At 60.4% G+C, this 24,459-nt stretch carries 24 protein-coding genes; 15 read left to right on the top strand and 9 right to left on the bottom strand.

Going from position 1 to position 24,459, the window contains the following annotated elements:
- Positions 1 to 16: 16 nt before the first annotated feature.
- The 4 genes from def to NW807_RS03660 all read right to left on the bottom strand — a co-directional run bounded on the left by def (position 17) and on the right by NW807_RS03660 (position 2,893).
- On the bottom strand, positions 17 to 568 hold the full coding sequence (gene def, locus NW807_RS03675; RefSeq protein WP_414425314.1) for a peptide deformylase: 552 nt from the start codon (positions 566 to 568) through the stop codon (positions 17 to 19).
- Between the two features lie 28 nt (positions 569 to 596).
- The gene (purF, locus tag NW807_RS03670) at positions 597 to 2,168 is read right to left on the bottom strand and encodes an amidophosphoribosyltransferase (RefSeq protein WP_414404782.1); all 1,572 of its coding nucleotides are present in this window, start codon (positions 2,166 to 2,168) and stop codon (positions 597 to 599) included.
- 95 nt (positions 2,169 to 2,263) lie between these two features.
- Positions 2,264 to 2,464 carry a hypothetical protein gene (locus tag NW807_RS03665; protein WP_414425313.1) on the bottom strand — a complete coding sequence of 67 codons (201 nt, stop codon included), beginning with the start codon at positions 2,462 to 2,464 and terminating at the stop codon, positions 2,264 to 2,266.
- 6 nt (positions 2,465 to 2,470) lie between these two features.
- Positions 2,471 to 2,893, bottom strand: coding sequence for a thiol-disulfide oxidoreductase DCC family protein (locus tag NW807_RS03660; protein ID WP_414425312.1), 423 nt, complete (start codon positions 2,891 to 2,893; stop codon positions 2,471 to 2,473).
- 355 nt (positions 2,894 to 3,248) lie between these two features.
- On the opposite strand from NW807_RS03660, the gene NW807_RS03655 reads away from it, so the two are divergent.
- Positions 3,249 to 4,331, top strand: a complete 1,083-nt coding sequence (locus NW807_RS03655) for a glycosyltransferase family 4 protein (RefSeq protein ID WP_414425311.1) — start codon at positions 3,249 to 3,251, stop codon at positions 4,329 to 4,331.
- Between the two features lie 58 nt (positions 4,332 to 4,389).
- Entirely contained in the window at positions 4,390 to 6,555 is a 2,166-nt protein-coding gene (locus NW807_RS03650; RefSeq protein WP_414425310.1) for a glycogen debranching N-terminal domain-containing protein, read from the top strand.
- An 8-nt stretch (positions 6,556 to 6,563) separates the two neighbouring features.
- Here the strand turns inward: NW807_RS03650 and ispF are convergent, their stop codons facing one another.
- Together ispF and NW807_RS03640 are read right to left on the bottom strand one after the other, a co-directional pair.
- A complete protein-coding gene (gene ispF / locus NW807_RS03645; protein WP_414394413.1) occupies positions 6,564 to 7,037 on the bottom strand; it encodes a 2-C-methyl-D-erythritol 2,4-cyclodiphosphate synthase in 474 nt (157 codons plus the stop codon).
- Positions 7,038 to 7,401: 364 nt separating this feature from the next.
- Entirely contained in the window at positions 7,402 to 7,695 is a 294-nt protein-coding gene (locus NW807_RS03640; protein WP_414404787.1) for a TIGR02450 family Trp-rich protein, read from the bottom strand.
- Positions 7,696 to 7,892: 197 nt separating this feature from the next.
- Between NW807_RS03640 and NW807_RS03635 the strand changes: the two genes are divergently transcribed.
- The 8 genes from NW807_RS03635 (at position 7,893) to NW807_RS03600 (ending at position 18,190) form a co-directional block, all read left to right on the top strand.
- Positions 7,893 to 8,210, top strand: a complete 318-nt coding sequence (locus NW807_RS03635; protein WP_414411258.1) for a hypothetical protein — start codon at positions 7,893 to 7,895, stop codon at positions 8,208 to 8,210.
- 93 nt (positions 8,211 to 8,303) lie between these two features.
- A complete protein-coding gene (locus NW807_RS03630) occupies positions 8,304 to 9,656 on the top strand; it encodes a TldD/PmbA family protein (protein WP_414410356.1) in 1,353 nt (450 codons plus the stop codon).
- A 146-nt stretch (positions 9,657 to 9,802) separates the two neighbouring features.
- Entirely contained in the window at positions 9,803 to 11,272 is a 1,470-nt protein-coding gene (locus tag NW807_RS03625; protein WP_414404789.1) for a glutamate-cysteine ligase family protein, read from the top strand.
- 190 nt (positions 11,273 to 11,462) lie between these two features.
- Positions 11,463 to 12,491 carry a M14 family metallopeptidase gene (locus NW807_RS03620; RefSeq protein WP_414404790.1) on the top strand — a complete coding sequence of 343 codons (1,029 nt, stop codon included), beginning with the start codon at positions 11,463 to 11,465 and terminating at the stop codon, positions 12,489 to 12,491.
- A 277-nt stretch (positions 12,492 to 12,768) separates the two neighbouring features.
- Positions 12,769 to 13,539, top strand: a complete 771-nt coding sequence (locus NW807_RS03615; RefSeq protein WP_414425309.1) for a hypothetical protein — start codon at positions 12,769 to 12,771, stop codon at positions 13,537 to 13,539.
- Positions 13,540 to 13,551: 12 nt separating this feature from the next.
- Entirely contained in the window at positions 13,552 to 15,639 is a 2,088-nt protein-coding gene (uvrB, locus tag NW807_RS03610; RefSeq protein WP_414425308.1) for an excinuclease ABC subunit UvrB, read from the top strand.
- A gap of 83 nt (positions 15,640 to 15,722) precedes the next feature.
- Positions 15,723 to 17,534, top strand: coding sequence for a mechanosensitive ion channel family protein (locus NW807_RS03605; protein WP_414425307.1), 1,812 nt, complete (start codon positions 15,723 to 15,725; stop codon positions 17,532 to 17,534).
- 11 nt (positions 17,535 to 17,545) lie between these two features.
- Positions 17,546 to 18,190 carry a DUF721 domain-containing protein gene (locus NW807_RS03600; protein ID WP_414394307.1) on the top strand — a complete coding sequence of 215 codons (645 nt, stop codon included), beginning with the start codon at positions 17,546 to 17,548 and terminating at the stop codon, positions 18,188 to 18,190.
- Here NW807_RS03600 and NW807_RS03595 read toward each other — a convergent pair.
- Positions 18,174 to 19,019, bottom strand: coding sequence for a prepilin peptidase (locus NW807_RS03595; protein WP_414425306.1), 846 nt, complete (start codon positions 19,017 to 19,019; stop codon positions 18,174 to 18,176). The two genes, NW807_RS03600 and NW807_RS03595, sit on opposite strands and share 17 nt — an antisense overlap.
- 76 nt (positions 19,020 to 19,095) lie before the next feature.
- Positions 19,096 to 19,296, bottom strand: coding sequence for a hypothetical protein (locus NW807_RS03590; protein ID WP_414394303.1), 201 nt, complete (start codon positions 19,294 to 19,296; stop codon positions 19,096 to 19,098).
- A 220-nt stretch (positions 19,297 to 19,516) separates the two neighbouring features.
- On the opposite strand from NW807_RS03590, the gene NW807_RS03585 reads away from it, so the two are divergent.
- The 3 genes from NW807_RS03585 to NW807_RS03575 all read left to right on the top strand — a co-directional run bounded on the left by NW807_RS03585 (position 19,517) and on the right by NW807_RS03575 (position 22,147).
- On the top strand, positions 19,517 to 21,769 hold the full coding sequence (locus NW807_RS03585; protein WP_414425305.1) for a ComEC/Rec2 family competence protein: 2,253 nt from the start codon (positions 19,517 to 19,519) through the stop codon (positions 21,767 to 21,769).
- A gap of 97 nt (positions 21,770 to 21,866) precedes the next feature.
- On the top strand, positions 21,867 to 21,956 hold the full coding sequence (locus NW807_RS03580; protein ID WP_414404797.1) for a cytochrome b6-f complex subunit PetN: 90 nt from the start codon (positions 21,867 to 21,869) through the stop codon (positions 21,954 to 21,956).
- 38 nt (positions 21,957 to 21,994) lie between these two features.
- Positions 21,995 to 22,147, top strand: a complete 153-nt coding sequence (locus NW807_RS03575; RefSeq protein ID WP_414425304.1) for a hypothetical protein — start codon at positions 21,995 to 21,997, stop codon at positions 22,145 to 22,147.
- On the opposite strand, the gene NW807_RS03570 is transcribed toward NW807_RS03575, so the two are convergent.
- Complete coding sequence (locus tag NW807_RS03570; protein WP_414420459.1) at positions 22,144 to 23,031, bottom strand: TatD family hydrolase; 888 nt, start codon at positions 23,029 to 23,031, stop codon at positions 22,144 to 22,146. The genes NW807_RS03575 and NW807_RS03570 overlap by 4 nt on opposite strands.
- A 154-nt stretch (positions 23,032 to 23,185) precedes the next feature.
- Here NW807_RS03570 and NW807_RS03565 point away from each other — a divergent pair, with 154 nt between their 5' ends.
- Both NW807_RS03565 and NW807_RS03560 read left to right on the top strand, forming a co-directional pair.
- The gene (locus NW807_RS03565) at positions 23,186 to 23,779 is read left to right on the top strand and encodes a thioredoxin family protein (RefSeq protein ID WP_414394410.1); all 594 of its coding nucleotides are present in this window, start codon (positions 23,186 to 23,188) and stop codon (positions 23,777 to 23,779) included.
- Positions 23,780 to 24,009: 230 nt separating this feature from the next.
- On the top strand, positions 24,010 to 24,411 hold the full coding sequence (locus tag NW807_RS03560; RefSeq protein ID WP_414425303.1) for a hypothetical protein: 402 nt from the start codon (positions 24,010 to 24,012) through the stop codon (positions 24,409 to 24,411).
- Positions 24,412 to 24,459 lie beyond the last annotated feature (48 nt).

The raw sequence follows: 24,459 nt of genomic DNA, 5'->3' as shown, positions 1-24,459 counted from the left end.
CCTTTGCAGGCTTTTGTCAGGGTGGCAATTGTTGCTCTTCTGTGCCACCGGCCAAGCTGTGGATCTGGGCCTGGTACTCAGCTTCCGTCAGCAGTTGCTGCGGCTGCCGATCCAGGAACAACCGGCCCAAGAGGTGATCGTACTCGTGCTGGAAAATCCGTGCTGGGAAGTCCTGCCAAGTCACTCTCTGCCGGACACCTTCTGGGGTGTAGTACTCCACCTCCACCTCGCGGGCACGGGCCACTAGGCCACGGCAGTTGGGCACGCTCAAGCAGCCCTCCCACCCCAGCACCTGCTCGTCGCTCAAAGCCAAGGGGCGGGGGTTGAGCATCACCAGCGGCTCCATCTGGGGAGCGTCGGGATAGCGAGGGTTGGGACGGGAGGCCACAATGATGACCTGGAGGGGGGATCCCACCTGAGGGGCCGCCAAGCCCACCCCCTGGGCTTCTTTCAAAGTGGCAAGCATTTCTTCAATGAGGTTTTGCAAAGCCGGCGTTCCAAACTCAGTGACCGGCTCAGCTACTTGAGTCAGGATGGGATCCCCCAGTTGGCGCAGGCGCAAGGTCATGTTCCCTCCGCAGGCTCTCCAGCATTGGCTAGCGATCTTTGCGGCTGGCTGCTGTCTCCAGAGCGAGCTTGGAGCGCTTTAGCCCCTCTGGGACAGGAATGGGGTAGTGGCCGGTAAAGCAGGCAGAGCAAAAAGAATTGGGGTCCTGGCCTGTGGCCGCCAGCATGCCTTCCCAGCTCAGGTAGGCCAAAGAGTCCACCCCGATTTTCTCAGCAATTTCTGCCACCGAATACCTGGCGGCAATCAACTGGTCTTGGCTGTCCGTGTCGATGCCGTAGAAGCAGGGATGGGTAACCGGCGGACTGGAGATGCGCATGTGAACTTCGGTGGCCCCCGCCTGGCGCAGGGCCTTGACGATTTTCTGGCTGGTGGTGCCGCGCACAATCGAGTCGTCCACAATAACAATTCGCTTCCCCCGCAGCACATCTTCCAGGGGGTTGAGCTTCATGCGAATGCCCCGCTCCCGCATCGACTGGGTAGGCTGAATGAAGGTGCGGCCCACATAGCGGTTTTTAATCAGCCCCTCGGTGTAGGGGATCCCTGTCTGGCGGGCATAGCCAATGGCTGCCGGGGTGCCGGAATCGGGCACCGCGATTACCCAGTCGGCCTCTGCCGGAGCTTCCCTGGCCAGTTGTTCTCCCAGCCGCACCCGGTAGGAGTAGAGGCTTTCCCCATGCATGCAACTATCGGGGCGGGCAAAGTAGATCATCTCGAAGATGCACAGTTTAGGGTTGGCCTCCGCCCAGCGCACCGATTGCAGCCCCTGCCGGTCAATCCACACCAGCTCCCCCGGCTCCACGTGGCGCAGGTAATCGGCTCCGATGATATCCAGAGCACAGGTCTCGGAGGCTAAGACATAGTGTAACCGTGGGGCTTCGGGGCAATGAGGGCCGCCCACCATCTGGGGCTGCAGCAGCTCCTGCCTGGTGGGGTTGCGGCTCAAAAACCCCAACACCAGCGGGCGCACGCCGTAGGGATCCCGCGCTCCAATCAGCCCTTCGGGGGTGCCGATGACCAGGCTAAAAGCCCCACGGCAGCGGCGCAGAGCCCGACAGGTGGCTTCTACCCACCCTTGGCCCTGATTGACCGCCTGGGCAATGGCGTGGGCAATGCACTCCGAGTCAGTGCTGCCGGTGAGGTGGCGGTCGGCAGCTTCCAGTTCTCTGCGCAGCTCTTCGGCATTGACCAAGTTGCCGTTGTGGGCCAAAGCCAGCGGCCCCAGGCGGCTTTCCACGATTACCGGCTGAGCGTTGGCCGCGCGGCTAGAGCCAGTGGTGGAGTAGCGGGTGTGGCCCACTGCCAAGTCGCCGCTGAGCTGGGCCAGGTTTACCTCGTCGAAAACTTGGGAAACTAGGCCCATCGCCTTGTGTACTCGGCAAAAAGCTCCTTCAAAAGTGGCGATCCCCGCCGATTCTTGGCCACGGTGCTGCAGGGCAAACAGCCCAAAGTAGGCTAGTCTGGCCACCTCCTCCCCAGGGGCCAAAATGCCAAATACTCCACAGGCCTCCTTGGGCTCCTCCTGGCTGTTCCAAAAGCCGGCAGGCCAGTTCTGCTCCTCTCCCCCCGCTGGAGATGGTCTTGCCCCCGCTTTTGCTGCCATGGATCCTCATCTTGCCGGTTGTACCTACCAGTCTAGCCTGAGCCCAGCCACTTCCCCCTCGACTGCGCCGGGATGAGCAGGTCACTGCCAAGTTGCTATAGGTCTTTCAGAGCGGAAGAGGGGCTATCGACTTCAATGGGGCCTAGCCCTCTCTTTTGAGCCAGGGTTTGCAGCTCTTGAACCAACCGTTGATCCTGGGAGGCGGTTCGAGCTCCCGACTCAGCAGCCCATGCCTTCAAGTCTGGAATTTGGTCGCGGGCAATGGCGGCTAGAGGGACGGTTTGGCGAATGGCCACCAAGTATTATGGGTTGTCAGCCAAGGGATCCCGGCAGGAAACACAAGCAGGGTAGACAGATAGGTATGGGGTGTTACGGCGGCCAAACCACTCGTAGCGGTGATCCCGGATCTGTTCGTAGCCTCGATCCCCTAGAACCTTCAAGCCAGGAAAGTTGCGGTACAGAGCCAGCCACACCTCCCCGCTCGGCAAAAGGGCGGCAATTTGTTCAATGGCAGCGGATCCCTGCCAGCGGCGCTCTGGGTGCTCCAGATCGATGAGAATCACCCCCAGCTCCACCTGCTCCGGTGGGATCCCCCATTGGGCCAGGGTAGAAGCATCTTGCATGGGGGCATAGCAAAACTGCCGTCCGCGATCCAGTTGCTCCAAGAGCTGAACACCGGTGGCACAGAGGTTGCAGAGGCCGTCGTAGATAACCATGTAGGGCATGGTGGGATCCCTCAGGCGGGCTGACCCAAAATTCGGGCTTGGTACTCTGCCTCTGTTTGCCGCGGCAGAAATAGCCGGCCCATGAGGCGATTGTATTCGTGCTGGAAATCGGCTAGGCTTGGAGGATGGGCTATTTTCTCACCAGCCAACGCAACAAAGCCAGCCAGCTAGCCCATAGGCTGGATCTAGCTGGCTCCCTCTTTTTTTATCATCCGGCTTTAGCCAAGGGGTTGTAAGAAAATCCTGCAACCAGCTGTAACAGGGCTGGGCTGCCGGGGTCAGCACCTGAGAAGCGCCTTTAGCTCGGCGCAACCAACAATCCCGAACGGCTACCAATTTGGTTTGGAGGATAACGATGCGCATTGCCCAAATTGCCCCCTTGCACGAAAGTGTACCCCCCAAGCTCTACGGCGGCACCGAGCGGGTGGTCTCGTGGTTAACTGAAGAGCTAGTGCGGCGCGGGCACGAGGTGACTCTATTTGCTAGCGGCGACTCTCAGACCCAGGCTCGCTTGATCCCTTTCCGGGAGCGGGCTTTGCGCTTGGATCCCACGGCCATTGATACGGTGGCTCCCCACATCTTGATGGTGGAGAAGGCCTTTCAGAGGGCCAACGAGTTTGACATTATCCATGGCCACATCGACTACTATCCCTACGCCCTGGCCCGCCGCCACCCTCAAGTTTCTTTTTTGGCCACTCTACACGGGCGACTGGACATTCCGGAGCTGCAGCCTCTCTACAGCGAGTTTCAGGACATTCCGGTGGTCTCCATCTCCAATGCTCAGCGGCGGCCGCTGCCCCAGGCGCGCTGGGTAGGGACGGTCTACCATGGCTTACCCCTGGATCTCCACCGTTTCTACCCAGAAAAGGGGGATTACCTGGCCTTTCTGGGCCGGGTCTCGCCGGAAAAAGGGTTGGACACGGCCATTGAAATTGCCGCGCGGGCAGGGATGCCGCTGAAGGCTGCTATCAAGATCGACGCGGTGGATCGCCAGTACTACGAGCTAGAAATTAAGCCTCTGGCTAGCCGCCATCCCAATGTGGAGATCATTGGGGAAATCACTGACCAAGAGAAAAACGAGTTCTTGGGCAAGGCCTACGCGGTGCTGTTTCCCATCCGCTGGCCGGAGCCCTTTGGGCTGGTGATGATTGAAGCCATGGCCTGTGGCACGCCGGTGATTGCTACTCGCTTTGGCTCGGTGCCCGAGGTGATGGCCGACAGCCGCTCCGGCTTTATTGTTGACTCCGTGGAAGAGGCAGTGGAGGCCTTGGAAAAGGTGGGATCCCTTGACCGAGCTGGGGTGCGGCAGGTGTTTGAGGAGCGGTTTAGCGTCGAGAGGATGGTGTCGGAATACGAGGCCCTCTACAACCAGTTGGTGAACGAGCGGCAGGAGCGCTCGAAGAAAGCCACCCCTGGCCTGTCAACTCTGCCCAGTTAAAGCTTGAGCTAGCTGCGAGGCTGCTGTTTTGCTGCTTTGGTTGGGTGCGAAGACCGAGATGGCCGAAGACATCATCCAGATTCAGGATCAGTACTACATCCGCGCCAGCGCTTCGCTGGTAGAGGCGCGTCCTCACGTCCTCAAGCAGGACAACTGCTTTGCTGTTTTTGACCGCCTGGGAAACATGCGCCCCCTTGGTGTTCAGGATCACGGCCTGTTTCGCGATGACACCCGCTTTTTATCTCGGCTGGTCTTGGACTTACAGGGGAAGCAATTTCTGCTGCTCAGCTCAGAGGTGCGGGAAGACAGGGATATTCTGGCGGTGGATCTCACCAACCCCGAGTTCACCACCTCGGAGGGGCAGTTCATTGAACAAGAGACGCTACACGTCTTGCGCACCACTTTCTTGTGGAACAACGTGGCCTATGAGCGCATTCGCATTCACAACTACGGCTTAGAGACGCTCCGCGTGCCGCTTACCCTGCGCTTTGAGGCCGACTTTGCCGACATGTTTGAGATTCGCGGCATCCGGCGGGCGCAGCGGGGGCAACTGCTGCCGGCCCAGGTGACGCCGGAGGGGGTAACTTTGCGCTACCGCGGCCTAGACGGACTGGAGCGGCAGACGCGGCTCCTATTTTCCCCTCCTCCGGACGTGGTTTCGGAAAAGCTAGCGCAGTGGTGGGTGCCGCTGGCACCTCAGGAGGAGCGGGATCTGGAAGTAAGGGTAGTCTGCAGCTATGGCGGCGAGGAGATCCCGCCCCTGACCTACCAGGAGGCGCTGCAGGCAGAACGGGAGCAGCGGGCGGCGCTAAGAGCTTTGGCCCACCGCATCGACACTGGCAACGCTCAGTTTAACGAGTGGCTCAACGCCTCGCGGGACGACCTGGTGATGATGCTGGCCCGCACTCCCTATGGGCTCTATCCCCACGCTGGCGTACCTTGGTTTGCCACAGTCTTTGGCCGCGACGCGCTGATCACTGCCCTAGCCACCCTTTGGTGGTTTCCCGATTTGGCGCGGGGAGTGCTGCTGTACCTGGCAGCCCACCAGGCCCAGGAGGTAGACCCCAGCCGCGATGCCGAGCCGGGCAAGATCTTGCACGAGCAGCGCTACAGCGAGATGGCCAAGACGCGCGAGATCCCCTTTGGCAATTATTTCGGCAGCATCGACTCAACACCGCTGTTTGTGGTGCTAGCAGGGCGCTATGTGCGCCGCAGCGGCGACCTCGAGCTGTTGCGGCAGTTGTGGCCCAACATCGAAGCAGCCCTAAGCTGGATGGACACCTACGGGGATCTGGACGGCGACGGCTTCTTGGAGTATGCCAGCAAGGCGCGACGGGGCTTGCGCAATCAGGGCTGGAAAGATTCGGAAGACGCCATCTTCTATGCCGACGGATCCCTAGCGGAGCCACCCATAGCCCTGTGCGAGGTGCAGGGCTACGCCTACGAGGCCAAGCTGTTGGCAGCGGAGATGGCAGAGCTATTGGGGCGGCAAGAGCAGGCGGCGCAACTGCGGCAGCAAGCAGAAAAGCTGCAGCAGCGGTTTTGGGAGCAGTTTTGGTGTGAAGAGCTGGGCGGCTACGTCCTGGCTTTGGACGGGCGCAAGCAACCCTGTCGCGTGCGCAGCTCCAACATGGGCCACTGCCTGTTTTCCGGGATCGCTCACCCGCAGCATGCCGAGCGCATTGCCCGGCAACTCTTGGAGCCGGCTTTTTTTAGCGGCTGGGGGATCCGCACCCTGGCGGAAGGGGAAGGGCGCTACAATCCCATGTCCTACCACAACGGCTCCATCTGGCCCCACGACAATGCCCTGATTGCGGCAGGGCTCTCCCGCTATGGCTATAAGGCGGAGGCGGCCCAGGTGTTGACAGCCTTGTTCGATGCCAGCCAGTTTCTGGAGCTGCGGCGGCTGCCAGAGCTGTTCTGTGGCTTTCGGCGGCGCCAGCGGGAAGGCCCCACCCTTTATCCGGTGGCCTGTCTGCCCCAGTCTTGGGCGGCGGCCAGTGTGTTTTTGCTGTTGCAGGCTTGTCTGGGGCTGGAGATCGACGGCTTGGCCCAGCGGGTGCACCTGACTCAGCCCACCCTGCCCCTGTGGCTGCCCCATGTTACCCTCGAAAACATTCAGGTGGGGCGCGGATCCCTGGACATTGGCCTGTATCTCCAGGCAGGAGGGGTGGGGATCAACGTCCTGAGAAGCACAGGGGATGTGGAGTTGACGGTGAGGTAGGAATGCCCTCAGCGTTCCACCAGCAAGGCTACAGCAAAGGCAGCCATAGCCTCCCCCTGACCTACAGGACCCAGTTTTTCGTTGGTGGTGGCCTTGATCCCTACCTGCTTGGGCGATATTTGCATAGCCTCGGCTAGACGAGCCTGCATGGCAGGGATGTGAGGCTTGAGCTTGGGCTGCTCCGCCACCACCACACTGTCTACATTGGCAACGCACCAGCCCTCTTGGCCCACCAGCTGCACCACTTGCTGTAGTAAAAGGATGCTATCTGCCCCTTTCCAACGCTCTTCTTCAGGGGGAAAGTAGTAGCCGATATCCCGCAGGGCGGCAGCTCCCAGGAGGGCGTCCATGATGGCGTGGGTGAGGACATCGGCGTCGCTATGGCCCAATAGCCCCTTTTCGTAAGGGATCCGGATCCCGCCCAGGATCAGGGGGCGCCCCTCGACGAGGCGGTGGATGTCGTAGCCCTGGCCAATGCGCACTTTTCCGGCTCCCTTGGGAAAACCATCGAGACCCCTGTCGACCATCGCCCCCTCCGAGGAGCTAGGGGGATGGGAGTCGAGTAACCGACAAGCAGCTTTTGAGAACGCCTCTTTCTATTCTGCCGGCTCCAGAGGGGAATAGCAGATGGGACAAGACGAACCACTGTAGCAGTCGAAGCAGATGAGGTGAGACTTCCCGTAGGGATTGGCGCAGCGCTTGGCCCACTGATAATCGCTGTAGCTAAGATCTTTTCCGCAAACGTCACATCTGGCCATCTCGCTTTCTTCTCCTCAAGCTTCCGAATTAAAACACCACACTAGAGAGATGATCCTAATCGATCCCTGAGCCCCAGCTTGAGAGAAACTATCCCCCAGCCCTGTCCAGAAGGGGATCCTGCCGCCCACAGGGGATCCCGTCTTCGAGAGGCGTCCAGCCCGGCTGCCAAAGATCCCGGTTCTTCAGGGTGGCCGCGTTGACCCAGAGGCGCACCTGGGGATCGCAGACGGCCTTGAGCTCGGCAAACACTACCCCTCCTTCCCCCTCTTGGCGAGCGGTAACCTGAAAATGTCGCCAGCCCAGCACAGGCTGAACCGAAGTCCACTTGGAGCCGAGGAGGTGGGGAAAGCGCTGCTTTCGGCGGGGTCTGCTACGGGCCATGGGTTGAGGACTGGCTGCCACCCTACCGCTGCCTGGGGGCGAGCGAGGAGCGGTAGGATGGCTAGAAGTGCTCTGGCATTCCAGCCTACCCCCTAGCCTATCCAACGATGGTGCAACATGGGCAACCGCTGTGGCTCTTTTGGCAGCAGGTGCTTCTGAAAGCGAGACTTCTATTGCTCCTCCTGGCGTGTCTGGTTTTGGGCACGGGACTGCCCTGGGTCGCGTCCAGCGCTTGGGCAGCAACTGAGCCAGGACTATCTGGCAAACTAACGGGGCCGGAGTGGCGCCAGGCCGATCCCGAAGCCAAGCAGGCGTTTTGTCGCAAAGCCTTTCAGGCGTTCCGAACCTCTCCTGCCCAGAGCTACATCATCAGCTCCAACGTGCAGGCCTTAACCCCAGAGGGCCTGTGCCGGCGCATAGACCAGTTTTACCAGTACGCCATCCACGACGAGATCCCGCTCAACCAGGCGGCCAATATCGCTCCCCTGCTTTTTTCGGATCAGCCGCTGGAGTAGGGGCCGCTGCCTGAGGGAGGGCTTGTCTCCTGCTCCTGAGCGAGATCTTGGCCCTAGGTTGATAATAGAACTGTTCTCTTGCCCCTCTCAGCCATGCCCGGCTCTGTTATTTCCCCCGAAAACTTGCTAGATCTCTGCGAACAGGGTGTGCAAAAGGCCTTGGCTGCCGGCGCTGACCAAGCCGAGGTGTTTGCCAACTCAGGCCGCGAGACGGAAGTCACTTTTGAGAAAAATGACCTCAACCTAGTTCGCACTAGCTGTGAGACCCTGTTTGGCATCCGAGTTTTCTGCGGCGGCAGGCTGGGCTTTGCCACCTCCAACCGCCCAGAAGATCTGGCCGAAACAGCAGCTGAGGCGGTGGCCATGGCCAAGGCTTCGCCGGCGGATCCCCTCAACGGCCTGCCGGATCCCCAGCCTCTGCCCCAGGTGCCCTTTGCCCTTGACCCAGGCCTGCTGGAGCTGGATGCTGCCGAGCTGACGCAACTGGGATCCCAACTGGTGGAGTGGGTGCGCTCCAAAGACCCGCGCATCACCATCGACAGCGGCTCCTTCAGTGTGGAAGAGGATACCGTGGCCATTGCTTCTTCCACCGGCATCCGCGCCAACTACCACAGCGTTGAGGCGGGCGGATCCCTATTTGGCATGGCCATCGATGGGGATGAGGTAGGCAGCTTTGCCTACGACGGCGACAGCGTCCAGAAGCGGGCGGATCTGGTGCCGGCCCTAGAGCGAGCTTTTGATCGCTTTGTGCAAAAGTGCGTGGGCGCGCTGGGGGCTAGCAAGGGAGAGAGTTTTCGTGGCCCCATCGTCCTGCCGCCGGATGTGGTGGAGGAGTTTCTGGGAGACCTCCTCTTTGTGCTGGGGGCGGATGCAGTGCGCAAAGGCAAAAGCCCCCTGGCGCAGAAGATGGGATCCCTTATCGCCAGCCCTCTGTTGACGCTGGTTTCGGAAGGCCTGGGCTTGCCCGGCTACCTCATCGAGCCCTTTGACCGCGAGGGGATCCCCCGCCAAGTTACCCCCCTAATCCACGAAGGGATCCTCTGCAACTTCATGTACAACAGCTACGAGGGCCGGGCTGCCGGCGTTCCCTCCAATGGCCATGCCACAGGCGGAGCGGGCAGCTTGCCAGGAGTGGGGCCGGCCTGTCTGAGCTTGGCTCCAGGGACAACGCCCCTGGCGGAGTTGTACGCGATGGAGCGGGGCATCATCGTCACCCGGCTTTCTGGCAGCAGCAACCCCATCACAGGAGATTTTTCTGGGGTAGTGAAGGGGGGGTTCTTGGTCAAAGGTGGCGAGAAGCGCCCCATCTTGGAGACCACCATTGCCGGCAACCTCTACGACTGTTTGCGCAATATCTCTGCCATCTCCCAGGAAGTAACTGTCTTCAACGGCACGGCTGCCTTTCCTGCCCTGCGCATTGAAGATGTCTCGATAACGGCAGGATAGCTGACCAAGTAAGTGCCCTGGGATATCCAGCCAGCAACCATAGGCTAGAGCTGGCCAGGAGGCAACAGCGGTAAACTGTCCTACCCCGGGATCCCTGGCAGCAGCGATACGGTGGTCTTATTCCCAAAAGCCGCGGAGTTGTCTCGATGGGCCAGGAGATCGCCTGCCTGAGTTTTAGCGACGAAGACTTTGCCGAGTTCAAAGCTCGGCTGCAGCAAGAAACGGACTTGCTCGACCGCTGGTTGGCCGGTGCGCCGGGGCTGGATCCGGCTTGTCAGCCCTTTGCCCAGGGATCCCCGGTGGGCGGGTTTGAGCTGGAGGCATGGCTGGTCACCCCCCAGGGAGATCCGGCCCCGATAAACTCAGCCTACCTGGAAGCGGTGAACGATCCGCTGGTGGTGCCGGAACTGGCCCAGTTCAACGTGGAGATCAACAGCCGGCCCCAAGTTTTGGTCGGCTCGGCTCTGCGGCAGTTTCAGCAAGAGCTGGGCCAAACGTGGGATCGCTGTTGCCGAGTGGCCGAGCAACTGCAGGCGGGGCTGATGACGATCGGCATTTTGCCCACGCTGCAGCAGCAGCAGCTCACTTTGGAGATGATCTCGCCTCGCAAGCGCTACCTGGCCCTCAACGAGCAGATCCTGAACCTGCACCGGCGCGAGCAACCCTCCAGGATCCCGCCCCTGGGGCTGACAATCGAAGGGCCTGCCACCCTGCTGCGGGTCACCCACCCAAACGTCATGCTGGAGGCAGCCACCACCTCTTTTCAAATCCATCTGCAGGTGGCTCCCCACCAAGCGGTCCGCTACTTCAACGCTTCCCTGCTCGTGTCGGCCCCCTTGGTAGCGCTGGCGGCCAATTCTCCCTATCTGTTCGGGCACGACCTATGGGCGGAAACCCGCATCCCTGTGTTTGAGCAGGCGTTGGATGGCCCACCCCCCCTTGCCCCCACCCACCAACCTCGCGTCACCTTTGGGCAAGGCTATGTGCAAGAGTCCCTGATGGAGTTGTTCTGGGAAAATCTACGCTGCTATCCGGTGGTGTTGCCGCAGAGGCTGGCCTCACCTCCTACTGAGCTAGCCCATCTGCGCTTGCACAACGGCACCATCTGGCGCTGGAACCGCCCTCTGGTGGGGGTGGATCCCTATCCCCATCTGCGCATTGAACAGCGGGTGGCTGCAGCAGGTCCCACTCTACCCGACATGATCGCCAATGCCGCCTTCTACTTTGGCCTGGTGCAAGCTCTGGGATCCCGACCCCTTCCCCCGGAGCAGGAGCTGAGCTTTGCCCAGTGCCGCGCCAATTTCTACGCGGCTGCCCGCTTCGGCCTCGAGGCCCCCATCACCTGGCTCAAGGGGTGGCAGGGATCCCTGCGCCAATTGCTGCTGGAAGAGCTAATTCCTTTGGCCGAGGAAGGATTGGCGCAACTGAACTTGTCCTCCCAGGATATCCAGGAGTACCTGGGCATTCTCCGTGCCCGCGTCGAGTTGGGGCAGAATGGGGCCACCTGGCAGCGGCGCTACGTGGCTCGGCATGGTAAAGATATGCAACAATTGACCTGTGCCTACTGGGAACGGCAGCGGCAAGGTCAGCCGGTACACACTTGGGATCTCGACTAGGAAAGCGCCCTCCCCGTATGGCAGGGGATCCCCCTGGGCAAGATGGATCCCTTGCCCAGCTTGGAAGGGGGGAGATGCCTTCTCAAATCAAAGGGCAGGGCGACGACCCAAGCCACCAGCACGGTAGCCAGTTGTTCATTTCTGCTCCTGAGCAGCCAAGAGTTTGCGTTGAAGTGCTTGTCCAACCCTCATGCTCACCGTTCTCGACCACCTGCCGGATCAACTCCTGGAGCTAGAGGCCCATCAACTCTACGACCGCTTGGGCGGGCCAACCCTCATCCATCTGCGGGGAAGGCGGGATCCCCCCTTGTTTGTGTCTGTCCTGCTGCACGGCAACGAAACCACTGGTTGGCAGGCAGTGCGACAGCTTCTGCGCTGCTACCGCGGGCGAGAACTGCCCCGTTCCCTGTCCCTCTTCATCGGCAATGTACGGGCTGCTCGCTATGGGCAGCGGCGCCTGGACGGCCAGCCAGACTACAACCGCATTTGGGGCCCCGGCTCCACCCCCGAGCATGCCATGGCCGAGGCGGTTTTGCGGCAGATGCGGCAACGCGGCGTCTTTGCCAGCGTTGACATCCACAACAACACGGGCACCAACCCCCATTACGCCTGTGTCAATTACCTAGATCCTTCTACCTTGCACCTGGCCACCTTGTTTGGTCGCACTGTCCTCTACTTCAGGCGGCCAGAAGGCGTGCAGAGCATGGCCTTTGGGCGCTTCTGCCCGGCAGTGACCCTGGAGTGCGGCAAGCCGGATCAGCCCTACGGCACCCAGCATGCCTACGCATTTCTGCAAGCCTGTCTTCATCTTTCGGCCATCCCGCAGCGCCCCGTCCTTAGACAAGACATCGACCTCTTTCACAGCATCGCCATTGTCAGGATCCCGGAAGAGGTGAGCTTTAGCTTTGGGGAAGAAGAGAGCAAGCCGCAGGGATCCCAGCCGCACCTGCGCTTCCCCCCCAACTTGGATCTGCTTAACTTTCGGGAGTTACCTCCCCACACCTGCATTGGATGGACCACCAACGGTTTCTACCTGGAGGTGCAAGATGAGCAAGGCCAAAATGTGGCGGAGCGCTTTTTCTATGCCCAGGATGGGGAAATTCGCACCCGTGTGCCTCTTGTGCCAGCCATGCTCACCCTCAATAGCCATATCATCCGCCAAGATTGCCTCTGCTACCTGATGGAGCGCTGCCGCACCGCTGTCGCGAACGAGGACTAGAGGGTTGAGGAGCTCCTCCAATTTCCAACGCTTGTGGACTGCCGCCCACCAGACTTGCTGCTCAACCAAGCGGACTTGATCACCGCTCTACACCCCTGATGCCCCTTGCCTGCTCGCTCCCCTGGCCTGCATTTTGAATGGGCACGCTTTTCGCTCAAAAGGAGCCGCGTCTTGAGTGGCAAGGGGTTAGACTGGGAAGCACTGGCCGTCGGCCTCAGGCGGGTGTGCCGGTCAACGCCACCTGCCCATAAGAACTTTTGGGAGGGGGTGAATGGCGATGGCTCGCAGCAAGCTGTCAAAGCAAGAACAACAGCAGATCGTCAATGCCTACCGCGACTCGGTAGCTACTGTTGCTGAACTGGCGGAGCAATTCCGCGTCAGCCTCGCCACCATCACCCGCGTTCTCAAGGAAAATATCCCTCCTGACGAGTACCAGCAGCTAATCCAGCTCAGACGCTTAGCAGCCCGCCGCAAAGACAGGGACAAGGAAGAGATGCCCCAGCCACAACAGGTTTTGTCTCCAGAGGACGCCTCTAATCAAGCGGGCGAAGGAGCAGAACTGCCCCCTGAAGCGCTGCCAGCCCACCTGGTGGCTGAGCTGCAGGAAGATCTGGCTGCAGAAGAAGACGACGATGAGGCGGAAGAGGAGGAAGACACCAGTGACGATCTGCCGGAGGACGCTGAAGCAGAGCCAGATCCCCTCGCTGGGCCTGTCCATCAAATTCAGGTGCTTCCCCTGGAGGAGCTGGAGCTGCCCGAGACCTGCTACGTAGTGGTGGACCGCTACCAAGAATTGGCCACCCGCCCCCTCAAGGAATTTTTGGGGCCGGGATCCTTGGAAGGGATCGAGAATGCCAATACGCTGCCCGTTTTTGACAACCACAAGGTGGCCCGGCGCTTTTGCGAAATGAGCCGCCGAGGCAGCAACACCCACCCGCCCTACCGGGTCATCCACTTTCCCGGCTACATTCTGGGAATTGTGCGCTCGCAGTTGCAAAAGAAAGGCATCACTCATCTGCTGGTAGATGGACAAATCTACAGCTTGTAAAGGGTTAGACCTATGTCTGAGTTTCAACTGGTTTCCCCCTACCAGCCCACCGGGGATCAGCCTCAGGCAATTGCTGGCTTGGTGCAGTCTATTTTGGAGGGCCATCGCTTTCAAACTCTGCTAGGGGCAACCGGAACTGGCAAAACCTTTACCATTGCCCATACTATCCAGCAGATTGGCAGGCCAACCCTGGTGATGGCCCCCAACAAAACCTTGGCCGCACAACTGTGCAACGAGCTGCGCGAGCTTTTTCCCTACAATGCTGTCGAGTATTTCATCAGCTACTACGACTACTACCAACCGGAAGCCTATTTGCCCAGCACTGACACCTACATTGCCAAGTCTTCTTCCATTAACGAAGAAATTGACATGCTGCGGCACTCGGCTACCCGCTCCCTCTTTGAGCGGCGGGATGTCATTGTTGTGGCTTCCGTAAGCTGCCTCTACGGCTTGGGCATGCCGGAGGAATACCTAAAGGCTTCTATCCCCTTCAAAGTGGGCCAACGAATTGACCAACGGCAGGTCTTGCGGGATCTGGTCGGCATCCAGTACGAGCGCAATGATCTGGAACTGGCGCGGGGGCGGTTTCGCGTCAAAGGGGATGTGCTGGAAATTGTGCCTGCCTATGAGGATAGAGTAATTCGCATTGAGTTTTTTGGCGATGAGATCGAGGCCATTCGCCTCCTTGACCCGGTGACAGGCGCGATCCTCACCAGCGTCAGCGCCCTCAGGGTTTATCCAGCTCGCCACTTTGTAACACCCGAAGAGCGGCTAGAGCAGGCCATCCGCAGCATTGAGGAAGAGCTGGAAGAGCAGCTAGATCTCTTTCGCCGCCAGGGCAAGCTCTTAGAAGCTCAGCGGCTGGAGCAGCGCACCCGCTCCGATTTGGAAATGCTGAGGGAGGTGGGCTACTGCAACGGCATTGAAAACTACTCCCGGCATTTGACGGGGCGCAAGGAGGGGGAGCCGCCTGCTTGCTTGGTGGACTACTTCAAGGCCAACGATTGGCTATTGGTGGTGGACGAATCCCACGTTACCGTGCCGCAAATCCGGGGCATGTACAATGGGGATCGCGCCCGCAAACAGGTGTTGGTGGATCACGGCTTTCGCCTGCCCAGCGCCCTTGACAATCGCCCCCTTAAAGCCGAGGAATTTTGGGCCAAAGTCCACCAATGCATCTTTGTTTCCGCCACGCCCGGCAACTGGGAATTAGAACAAAGCGAAGCTCAGTTTGAAACCATGGTGGAAAATGGCAAACCCCTGAAGTTCTACATACCGGGCACAGGCCGGGTTGTAGAACAAGTTATTCGGCCTACCGGTGTCGTGGATCCAGAAGTGCATGTCCGCCCCACAGCCGGTCAAGTGGAGGATTTGCTCTCAGAAATCTACCTGCGCCTAGAGCGCTCGCAGCAGGGCTTCCCGGAACGGGTCATCGTAACCACCCTTACCAAACGCATGGCTGAAGATCTCACGGAGTACTTGCAGGAACGCGGGATCCGGGTTCGCTATTTGCACTCTGAAATTACCCCCATTGAGCGCATTGAGATCCTCCAAGATTTTCGGGAAGGGGCTTTTGATGTCCTGGTGGGGGTCAATTTGTTGCGGGAGGGGTTGGATCTGCCGGAAGTCTCCTTGGTGGCCATTTTGGATGCAGATAAAGAGGGATTTTTGCGGGCGGAGCGATCCCTAATCCAGATGATTGGGCGGGCAGCGCGCCATGTCCGCGGCATGGTGGTGATGTATGCTGACACGCTAACTAGCAGCATGGCAAGAGCGATTGCCGAAACCCAGCGCCGCCGCCAAATTCAGTTGGAATACAATCGCCAACACAACATCACCCCTAAGCCCATCGTTAAGAAAAACAGCAATGCCATTTTGTCTTTTTTATCCATCTCCCGCAAACTCAAGGGCAAGGATCTGGAAAAAGCCTTGCCAGCGCTGGATGAGATCCCTCTATCCAAAATTCCAGAGCTCATTAGCGAGCTAGATGCGAAGATGAAAGCGGCAGCTAAAAACTTGGAATTTGAAGAAGCTGCCCGGCTGCGCGACCAAATTAAAAAGCTGCGCCAACGGCTTTTGGGCCACCCCTGGAGCGCCTAAGCTCCCAGCCTGCCTCCCCAGCCGCAGGACCTGCTTGTGCCACCATGGGCATACCGCCAAGCCTCCTCAGGATTCCTGAAACCATGGGTGTTCGTCTCCGCCGAGCCATTCAAGATTCCCTCTTGCTGAAGGGGGCTGTACTCGCGCTGGGGCTGACGATGGGGATCGGTCTCTGGCTTTCCCCTGCCCTCTCTGCCCCCTTTGAGGGCCGCTTGGCGCAGGCACTTGAGCTGCGGGATCCTGGAGTTGCCCCCGAGGGAGTCCCTTCCCCAACCCCGCTGGGGATCCCGTTGACTGGCCAAGAGGGCACAGCAGTGCTGGTGGGGGGAGTCCCGGTGTTTCGCCTGCAAACGGCAGAATACCCCAGCGACGTGCGGGCTGATAATGTGCGGGCAATCATCGAGCGCTTTTTGGAAGAGGGCCAGTTGCCGGAGCCAGAGGTGCGGGTGGCTCAGGATGCCAATGGGCAGTACGTTCTCCGGCTGGGAGAAAGAGGCCGCTTTGAGGCCACCCAACGGTACTTGTTTACCGTCACCTATGCCGATGCGGCTGCCGAGCGCAGGGTGCCGCTGGCTCAGGTAAGCCTCAACGATGTGCGTCTAGTGGCCAACAGTTGGGCACGGCGGCTGGAACAAGCCATCGCTGAGTACCGGCAGGATCGGCTGGATCTGCAGCGGACGCGGGATCCGCGCGTGCTAGTGCTCACTACCTTGGCTGGGCTGGCCAGCGTGGCTGTGGGGTTCTTTCTCTGGCGGCTGTTCGACCGTAGCCTCGTCCGCCTGCAGAGGTGGCTAGAGCTCCGGGCTGACCCAGGTTGGGGAAGCTGGATTGACATGGGAGGATCCCTGCTGCGCAGCCTAGGAGCAATGCTTATTGCCGGCATCTCGCTGGACCGCAGCATTAGCTTCATACCCGCCCTGCGGCCCTTTCAGCGGGCTTTTTACGCGCGCTTGGGGCAGGTGGTGGACACAGCACTGGGCGTTCTCATCCAGCCGCTGCCCAATTCCAATGTTTCCATTGCTAGCCTATTGGTCTTCTTTGTCCTGGCCACTTTGGTCTTTACGGTTGCCCACTATATCAGCGTTGGCTTAAAGCAGCGGTTTTTGGGTCGCCTTGGGCTGGACTTGGGCACCCAGGAGTCGACGGCGGCCATCTTCAAATACGTCCTCACCCTATTTGGGATCCTGCTAGTGCTGCCCTTTAGCGGCCTCAACCTCAGCTCCTTGGCTGTGATTGCAGGGGCGGTGGGCTTAGGAATTGGCTTTGGCCTGCAAAACCTTTCCAACAACTACCTTAGCTACCTCGCCATCCTCCTAGAGCGTCCCATCCAGATTGGGGATCTAGTCGAAGTGGACAACTTGCTTGGCACAGTAGAGCACATTGGCCCGCGGGCCACTGTCCTGCGCACCTTGGATCGCATCTTTGTCATTGTGCCCAACTCTCGCTTCACCGAGTCAAAGGTGGTGAACTGGAGCTACCGGGATCCCCGCTGCCGCATCCACATTCCCGTGGGCGTAGCCTACGGCTCCGACACAAAGGTGGTTACCGAAGCCCTGCTTGCCGTTGCTAGGGGAAATCCGCGGGTTCTAACCAACCCGCCCCCGCAGGTGTGGCTTAGATCTTTTGGGCCTTCTTCCCTTAACTTTGAGCTGTTGGTGTGGATCAACCGTCCTCAGGACCAATTTGTCTTGACTAGCGAGCTCAACTTCGCCATCGAGGCCGAGTTTCGGCGGCGCGGGATCCGCATCCCCTTCCCCCAGCAAGACATCCACATCCGCAGCTTGGAAGGACTGGTTTCCCTCAGCCGCAACGGCGGATCCCGTTCTCTGCCTGACGCTGCTTCTATCCAGTCGGCCCTCAGCGAAGCAGCCCAGTTCTCGGAAGACAAGGATTAGGGAGAGACACCATGCTGCAAAGCCTGGAGCGTGTGTTGGCCAGTTTCAGCGGCCACCCCCTTTGGGCCGAGCTCAACCAAATGCAGACCCTGCGGCAGATCTGGCCGGAAGTGGTGGGAGAAGCGGTAGCCGCGCAAACCTACCCGGTCAACCTGCGCCGCCAGGTGCTGCAGGTGGCCACTTCTACCCCTGCTTGGGCTCAGAACCTCACCTTCCAGCGCCAACGGATTCTCAAGAAACTTAACAGCCGCCTCCACCCTCCCCTCGCGGATATCCGCTTTAGCCCTGCCGCTTGGCATGCGAGGTCGGGCTTGGCTAACTCTTTTGCCTCCGATGCGGAACTGGTAGACAAGTTCTACCCCCCTCCCCCTGTATCCTCAACTCCCAAGCGGCCTACCACCCCTCGCCGCTCCAGCTTATCTCCCTCTTCTGAAGAGGCCAAAGCTGCCTTTGAGCGCTGGGCTCGGCTAGTGAAACGGCAACAAACCCAGCAAAACCTGTTTCCCTGCCCTGCCTGCGGCTGCCCCACCCCTGCTGCCGAGCTGGAGCGTTGGTTGGTCTGTGGGTTTTGCCATCGCCAGTCCTTGCGTGGATCCAGCCGTCGCTACCCCAGAGAGTTGCCGCCTGCAGGAATAGCGTCTACTCCAGCAGGTTGACCCAGCGCAAGTAGGCTTCGACCAACGGGGATCCTGCCAAGGCAGCCGTAGCCCCGCCTAGAGCCAGGTAGGGTCCAAAGGGAACAGGTTTGCCCAGGCGAGCTCGTCCTCTGGCCATGGCCAATAAGCTAACCAGCAAGCCCAACGCGGAACCCAAAAGGAGGGTCACGACCACCCCCTGCCAGCCCAGCCACATGCCAATGAGGGCCAGCAACTTGCCATCTCCTCCGCCCATGGCCTCCCGCCGCAAAACTTGGCGGGCCACCAGACCAATGCCTTCCACCAGCCAAATGCCCAGCACCGCGCCTGCCATCCCAGCCACCAAAGACGAGCCTGTAGCGGCCAGGGATCTGGATCCCTCTAGCCAAGGCAGCACCAAGCGGGCCAGCAGTCCTGCCAGCAAGCCGGAGCGGGTGAGCGCTTCTGGTAGCAAAAACGTATCCAGGTCAACCAGGGCTAGCACCAGCAGCCAGCCCAACAACAAGCAGGTGAGGATCCCGCGGGGAGAAAATCCCAGAACCCCAACGCTGAGGCCAAACAGACCCATGGTCAAGGCCTCGACGGCAGGGTAGCGCCAGGCGATGGGATTCCCGCAGTGACGGCAGCGACCACGCAGCAAGAACCAGCCTAGGATGGGGAGGTTCTCCGTCGGCCCTAGGGGCGTCTTGCAGTGGGGACAGTGGGAGCCAGGATAGAGTAGAGAGAGACCCCGAGGCAGGCGGTAGACCACCACGTTGATAAAGCTGCCCACGCAGGCCCCTAGGATCAGCACCAGCACCCAACCCAACAGGCGCAGTTCCCAGGCGCTGGCCAGGAAGTCTGCCCTCACCGCCGTTCCCAGGCAACAAAGACTAACTCTGCCATCGTATGGCGTACACCCTCCAGATGGGCAGGGGAGCAGGGCTTCAGCGCAGCGGCTCCAACTGCTGCAAGGGAATAAAGGTCTCCTGAGGCAGGAGAATGGGAAACTCCGAGAAAATCAAGTCGCCCCGCAGGGTACGGCGATGGATGACCACGCCCCGCGGTGGCTGCTCCACCACCTCTGGGCGGTGCTGAAGATGAAGCTGGTAGATCTGGCGAGCTGCTTGTAGCAAAGTGCTGTCCATGAGCAGTCTCACCCCTTGCTGGTGGTTCGATCCTCAGGATATCGCGGCGCAGAGCCGGTGGGCCATCCATCTTTATTTCCCAATTCAGGAAGTTGACCGGCAAGGAACCGAGAGAGGTCGCCAAACGAGCTTGAGCTGTAGCCAGCAGGGCAGGTTAAGACAGGGCTATAGATCCCGCTTGGCTAGGAGAGTACAGTGGGGGCAAGCGCGCTGAGAGCAGATGGAGAGAACCTACCTGCTGGGGCTGGGCTGGATCCTAGGCCTGTTGCTGCGGGCCTGGCCGGCAGTGAGCGGCTGGGGGTGGGGGATCCCTCTAGGGCTGGGGCTAGTGGGATCCCTGGTCTACCGGCAACGACCGCGCTTGGGGCGCACCTGGTTGGCGGCGGGGTTGGTGGGCTGCCTGGCTTGGGCCTACCTGGGCTGGCGGCAGCCTCTCCCCGGCCCGACGGATATTAGCCTTCTAGCCCCGCAGGCGCAGGTGAGTCTGGTGGGCACTGTCCTTTCGGAGCCCCGTCCTACCCGCGGCGAGCGGCGGCAATTCTGGCTCGAGGCGGAGCAGGTGCTGGAGGCCGACTCCACTGCCCGCCAGGTGAGCGGCAAGCTCTACGTCACTGCTAGCCCGGCAGCCCTCCAGGGCAGGGATCTCCATCCCAACCAGCGGGTGCGCCTGGTGGGATCCCTCTACCTGCCCAGCCCAGCCTTAAACCCCGGCAGCTTTGACTTTCAAGCCTACCTGCAGCGCCAGGGAGCTTTTGCCGGTTTCAGCGCCCGCGAGGTGATCCCGCAGCCGGGAGGAAAAGTCTGGGGAGGTTGGGTGTTGCGGCGGCGGGTGCGGCAGGCCTTCGTCGCCGGTCTGGGGGAGCGGCAGGGGAACCTCTTGGCCTCCTTGGTGCTGGGATCCCGGGCTGCCCAACTGGATTTCGACTTGCAAGATGCCTTCCGAGAAATCGGCATGGCCCATGTTCTGGCCGCTTCTGGGTTTCACGTGTCGCTACTGCTGGGGGTGGTGTTTGTCCTGACGCGGCGGCTGGCAGTGCGCCTGCAGCAGGGGATCCTCCTGGCAGCCTTGGGGGTTTACCTCACCTTGACAGGGTTTACCCCTTCGGTGCTGCGGGCGGCAGTGATGGGGGTGGCGGCCATGCTGGTGCTGACGGAGCCGCGGCCGGAGGGGAAAGTTAGGCTCAACCCCCTGGGAACGCTGCTGGTGGCAGCGGTTTTGCTGTTGCTCTACCAGCCACAGTGGATTACAGACCTGGGGTTTCAGCTCAGCTTTGCCGCCACCTTGGGCCTGCTGGTGGGGACAGCTCCCATTGTTTCCCGTTTGGACTTCTTGCCCCCAGCAGTGGCTACCGCCTTGGCTGTTCCTCTGGCAGCCCAGATCTGGACCTTGCCGCTGCAAGTGGCCATCTTTGGCCGCATCCCCACCTATTCCCTGCTGGCCAACCCGCTGCTGCTAATCCTGCTGCTGCCCCTGCTGGTGGCCGGGTTTGGGGTGGCCTTTGTGGCTTTGCTCTGGCCGGCCCTGGGATCCCTGCTGGCCCAGCCCTTGACGTTTTTGATCACACCCTTGATCAACTGGGTGAGCTGGATGGCGAGCTGGCCCTTAAGTTCCTACTACACCGGCAGGGTCTCGCTGCTCCAGTGTCTGCTCCTCTACGGGGCGCTGGTGGCCCTCACCTTTTGGCCGCAGTGGCGACGGGCTTTCCGCTGGCAGGGCACTACCCTGATCATGGCCGCCATCCTGCTGGGGCCGAGGTTGTGGCCGGGGCCGCCAGTTCAGATCACCGCTTTGGCCAGTGGCCCCATCCCCATTCTGGTTATTCAGGCGGAAGGACGCCACCTCTTGCTCAACAGCGGCGATCCCCGCCTGGCCGAGCGCACGGTGCTGCCTTTTCTGCGGCAGCAGGGCCTGCGCCGTCTGGAGGGAGCGGTAGCCATGACCTCTAGGGGCTCTGCCAATGGCGCTTGGGAGATCCTGCTTTCGGCTTTCTCCATTGGGCACTTCTGGGACGGGGGCGGGATCAACGCCGCTTCCGAAAGCTACCTGCGCTCCCTCAGTGCCGTGCAAGCTGCCGGGATCCCCTATCAAGTCTTGCGGCCCGCCGACCGCATCCCTTTTTCCGAGCGGCTGAAGCTGCAGGCTGTCCATACCAACCCCCTGGTGTTGACCCTGGAGGCCGAGGGATCCCGCTGGCTGCTTTTGGGGTCCGCCAGCACCCAGGTCCAGGCCGAGCTAACCGGATCTCCCCTGCTGCCGGCCCAAATTGACTGGCTGTGGTGGGATGGGGGATCCCTAATCCTGGACTTGCTGGAGCGCTTTCAGGTGCAGGCGGGCATCAGCTCTGGCTCCGCCGGCGAGGCAGTGGTTACTTGGTTTCGGCAGAGGCAGCGGCCTCTCTACTTAGCCGAGCGCGTTGGAGCAGTGACCTGGTCGCGGCAAGGCGTGCAAACCCTGAGAGCGCAAGAGCTCTAGCACCTCCTCCCCAATTGGGCTTGATTGTGGAGGCGGTGGGGATCCCATCCCCTAAAATGGGATCACCCCGATAAGCCCTCTTTGCTCGGCTAGACCTATGGACATCATCACCTTTGGCTGGGTTGCCGTTGCTGCTTTCTTTGCCTTTTCGATTGCCTTTGTGGTTTGGGGCCGCAACGGCATGTAGCCCTATCCTTCGGTGTTTCTGGCCCTATGGAAACTGCCTTGCCCTGGGTTCTCCGCCTTGCCTATGGGGGCATCTTTTTGCTCCTAGCGGCCATAACTTTGGGCGTTGGCTACATCACCTTGATCGACTGGCGGGATCGGCGGCGGCGCAACGAGGCAGAACGTCAGGCTCGCCGCTCCAAGCGCCGCTAGCGGTTTGCACACGCCTCGCGATTGGGCTGGTTGCCGGCGGCCCTCAGAGCAGGAGGATCTCCTCCGCCGTCGCCTTGCTGGGGAAGGCGGAAGAGGCGAGCAGCATTTTGGCTGGTTTGTTGGGCCAGATCCTCCAAGGGGATCTGCAACAACTCCGCCAAGGTTTGGGCCACCCGCTGCACATGGGCTGGCTCGTTGCGTTTGCCGCGGAAGGGAGTAGGGGCCAGGAAAGGGCAGTCGGTTTCCACCAGAAGCTGGGACAGGGGCACCTCCAAGGCCGAGCGGCGCACCGTCTCAGCGTTCTTAAAGGTCACGATGCCGCTAAAGCTAATAAAGCAGCCCAGCTCCACAAAGAGCCGCGTCTCCTCCGGGGATCCGCTCCAGCAGTGCATCACCACCCGCAGCGATTCCCCTGTGGCCATGGCCTCTTGGAGAATCTCATAGGTGGCCGCTGCCGCCTCGCGGCAATGGACAATCAGGGCTAGATCCTGCTCCCGGGCAATGGCAATGTGGGCGCGGAAGGATTCTTTTTGCCGCTCGATATCTGACGGGTCGGACTTGTAAAAATCCAAGCCCGTCTCCCCGATGGCCACCACCCGCCTGTCGCCTGCGGCCAACTGGGCAATCTTTTCGGCCAGAGCCGGCTGCCACTGGCGCGCCTCAAGCGGATGCAGCCCCACCGACAAGAACACTTCGGGATACTGGTCGGCAATGGCCTGCAACTGGGGAAACTCCGCTGGCGTGACGCAGGAATGTACTAGTTGCCGGATCCCGGCCTGGCGCCAGCGCTCGGCCACCTGGGGCAGATCTTCTGCAAAGTCGGGATAGTTTAAGTGGACGTGGGTGTCCACCAGGGGGGCAGCGGGCAAGACGGCGGTGCTCAAAGCTCAGCTCCCGGACAAAATGTTGCGAACTCTATCCAATTGTAAAGGCCGTTCCCTGCCTGTTTGGGATCTGTCGGCAGGATCCCGTGCTCACAACTCCTGGGGAGCGGGATGAGCCATGATGATTGAGGAAACTTTACGCTGGAGGTTTGTTATGGCTCGTACCCCCTCAACGATGCTGCCTTTGGGCACCCCCGCCCCTGACTTCAGCCTGCCGGATGTGGTAACTGGACAAACCATTTCCCTTTCTACCTTTGCCGACAAGCCCGCTTTGCTGGTGATGTTTATCTGCCAGCACTGCCCCTACGTGAAGCACGTGCAAGAGGAGCTGGCTCGCATTGGCAGAGATTACAAGGACCGCGGCGTCGGCATTGTAGCCATCAGCGCCAACGACGTGGAGAAATACCCCGAGGACAGCCCCGAGAACTTGAAGAAGATGGCCGAGACCTTGGGCTTTACCTTCCCCTTCTGCTACGACGAAAGCCAAGAGGTGGCCAAAGCCTTTTCAGCCGCTTGCACTCCCGACTTTTTCCTGTTCGATGCCGATCGCAAGCTGGTGTACCGCGGCCAACTGGACGACAGCCGCCCCGGCCTGCCGGATGTGCCAGTGACTGGCAAAGACTTGCGGGCAGCGCTGGATAACCTGCTGGCGGGCAAGCCCATCGATCCCAACCAAAAGCCCAGCCTTGGCTGCAACATCAAGTGGAAGCCCGGCAACGAGCCCGACTACTTCAAGCAAGCCTCTTGAAAGTCCTGGGGCGGATCCCAAACTTCCCCTAGACCCCCATCTTCGCCCTAGAGCAGGCCAGTAGGCCCTCAAGCAACCTCCCCTCCCGCAAGGGGGGTTGTCTTTATTTTTACTTTTTTTACCTTTGTCTCCGCCAGATCGCGTACGAAAAACGTAGAAATTGCTTACGTGATATCCCGGAATAGGGGATAAGATAGGACCACAGTCATTAGAGATACGTAGAAAGCAGCATGCAAGCTACTCTCGACTTAACCGTGGATTACCGGACTTACCGCTTGGCAAGGATCCTGAGCGAAAACCTTTCCCTGGGGGAACTGCGGGAGGTCTCTCCAAAATGGCAGGACACAGCCCCTGCTGCAGACAGGACTCAAGCCCCACCAGAGCAGGTTGAGCAGCGCCACCCCGCTCCTCAAAGTAGGACTCAAGCGGAGGCAGCCGTGAATGCCCCTGCCGATCCGGCGTCCAGCATTCGAGAGGTGGTTGAACAAGTGTTTCAGAGTGGCTTCCTCAGCCGGGAACAGGAGAGCCTCATCAACGAACTACTTTTGCGGGGACGTTACACGGAGGGTGAGCTAGAGATTCTGGATCAGTTGATTGAAAAGTTGCTCAGCCACAAGGTCGAAGCAGAGTAGCTAACGCTTACCCGGTCGGCTTAGCCGCTCAAAATCCAGCCTTGGTAG

The organism is Synechococcus sp. R70.1 (genome assembly GCF_047461675.1).
Lineage (GTDB): Bacteria > Cyanobacteriota > Cyanobacteriia > Thermostichales > Thermostichaceae > Thermostichus.
This window is presented reverse-complemented; position numbering and strand designations above follow the sequence as displayed.

Bases quoted from the DNA above. Each gene is read 5' to 3' on its own strand.
- def (WP_414425314.1), bottom strand. From the start codon at position 568: ATGACCTTGCGCCTGCGCCAACTGGGGGATCCCATCCTGACTCAAGTA.
- purF (WP_414404782.1), bottom strand. From the start codon at position 2,168: ATGGCAGCAAAAGCGGGGGCAAGACCATCTCCAGCGGGGGGAGAGGAG.
- NW807_RS03660 (WP_414425312.1), bottom strand. From the start codon at position 2,893: ATGCCCTACATGGTTATCTACGACGGCCTCTGCAACCTCTGTGCCACC.
- NW807_RS03655 (WP_414425311.1), top strand. From the start codon at position 3,249: ATGCGCATTGCCCAAATTGCCCCCTTGCACGAAAGTGTACCCCCCAAG.
- NW807_RS03650 (WP_414425310.1), top strand. From the start codon at position 4,390: ATGGCCGAAGACATCATCCAGATTCAGGATCAGTACTACATCCGCGCC.
- NW807_RS03640 (WP_414404787.1), bottom strand. From the start codon at position 7,695: ATGGCCCGTAGCAGACCCCGCCGAAAGCAGCGCTTTCCCCACCTCCTC.
- NW807_RS03630 (WP_414410356.1), top strand. From the start codon at position 8,304: ATGCCCGGCTCTGTTATTTCCCCCGAAAACTTGCTAGATCTCTGCGAA.
- NW807_RS03625 (WP_414404789.1), top strand. From the start codon at position 9,803: ATGGGCCAGGAGATCGCCTGCCTGAGTTTTAGCGACGAAGACTTTGCC.
- NW807_RS03620 (WP_414404790.1), top strand. From the start codon at position 11,463: ATGCTCACCGTTCTCGACCACCTGCCGGATCAACTCCTGGAGCTAGAG.
- NW807_RS03615 (WP_414425309.1), top strand. From the start codon at position 12,769: ATGGCTCGCAGCAAGCTGTCAAAGCAAGAACAACAGCAGATCGTCAAT.
- uvrB (WP_414425308.1), top strand. From the start codon at position 13,552: ATGTCTGAGTTTCAACTGGTTTCCCCCTACCAGCCCACCGGGGATCAG.
- NW807_RS03605 (WP_414425307.1), top strand. From the start codon at position 15,723: ATGGGTGTTCGTCTCCGCCGAGCCATTCAAGATTCCCTCTTGCTGAAG.
- NW807_RS03600 (WP_414394307.1), top strand. From the start codon at position 17,546: ATGCTGCAAAGCCTGGAGCGTGTGTTGGCCAGTTTCAGCGGCCACCCC.
- NW807_RS03590 (WP_414394303.1), bottom strand. From the start codon at position 19,296: ATGGACAGCACTTTGCTACAAGCAGCTCGCCAGATCTACCAGCTTCAT.
- NW807_RS03585 (WP_414425305.1), top strand. From the start codon at position 19,517: ATGGAGAGAACCTACCTGCTGGGGCTGGGCTGGATCCTAGGCCTGTTG.
- NW807_RS03580 (WP_414404797.1), top strand. From the start codon at position 21,867: ATGGACATCATCACCTTTGGCTGGGTTGCCGTTGCTGCTTTCTTTGCC.
- NW807_RS03565 (WP_414394410.1), top strand. From the start codon at position 23,186: ATGGCTCGTACCCCCTCAACGATGCTGCCTTTGGGCACCCCCGCCCCT.
- NW807_RS03560 (WP_414425303.1), top strand. From the start codon at position 24,010: ATGCAAGCTACTCTCGACTTAACCGTGGATTACCGGACTTACCGCTTG.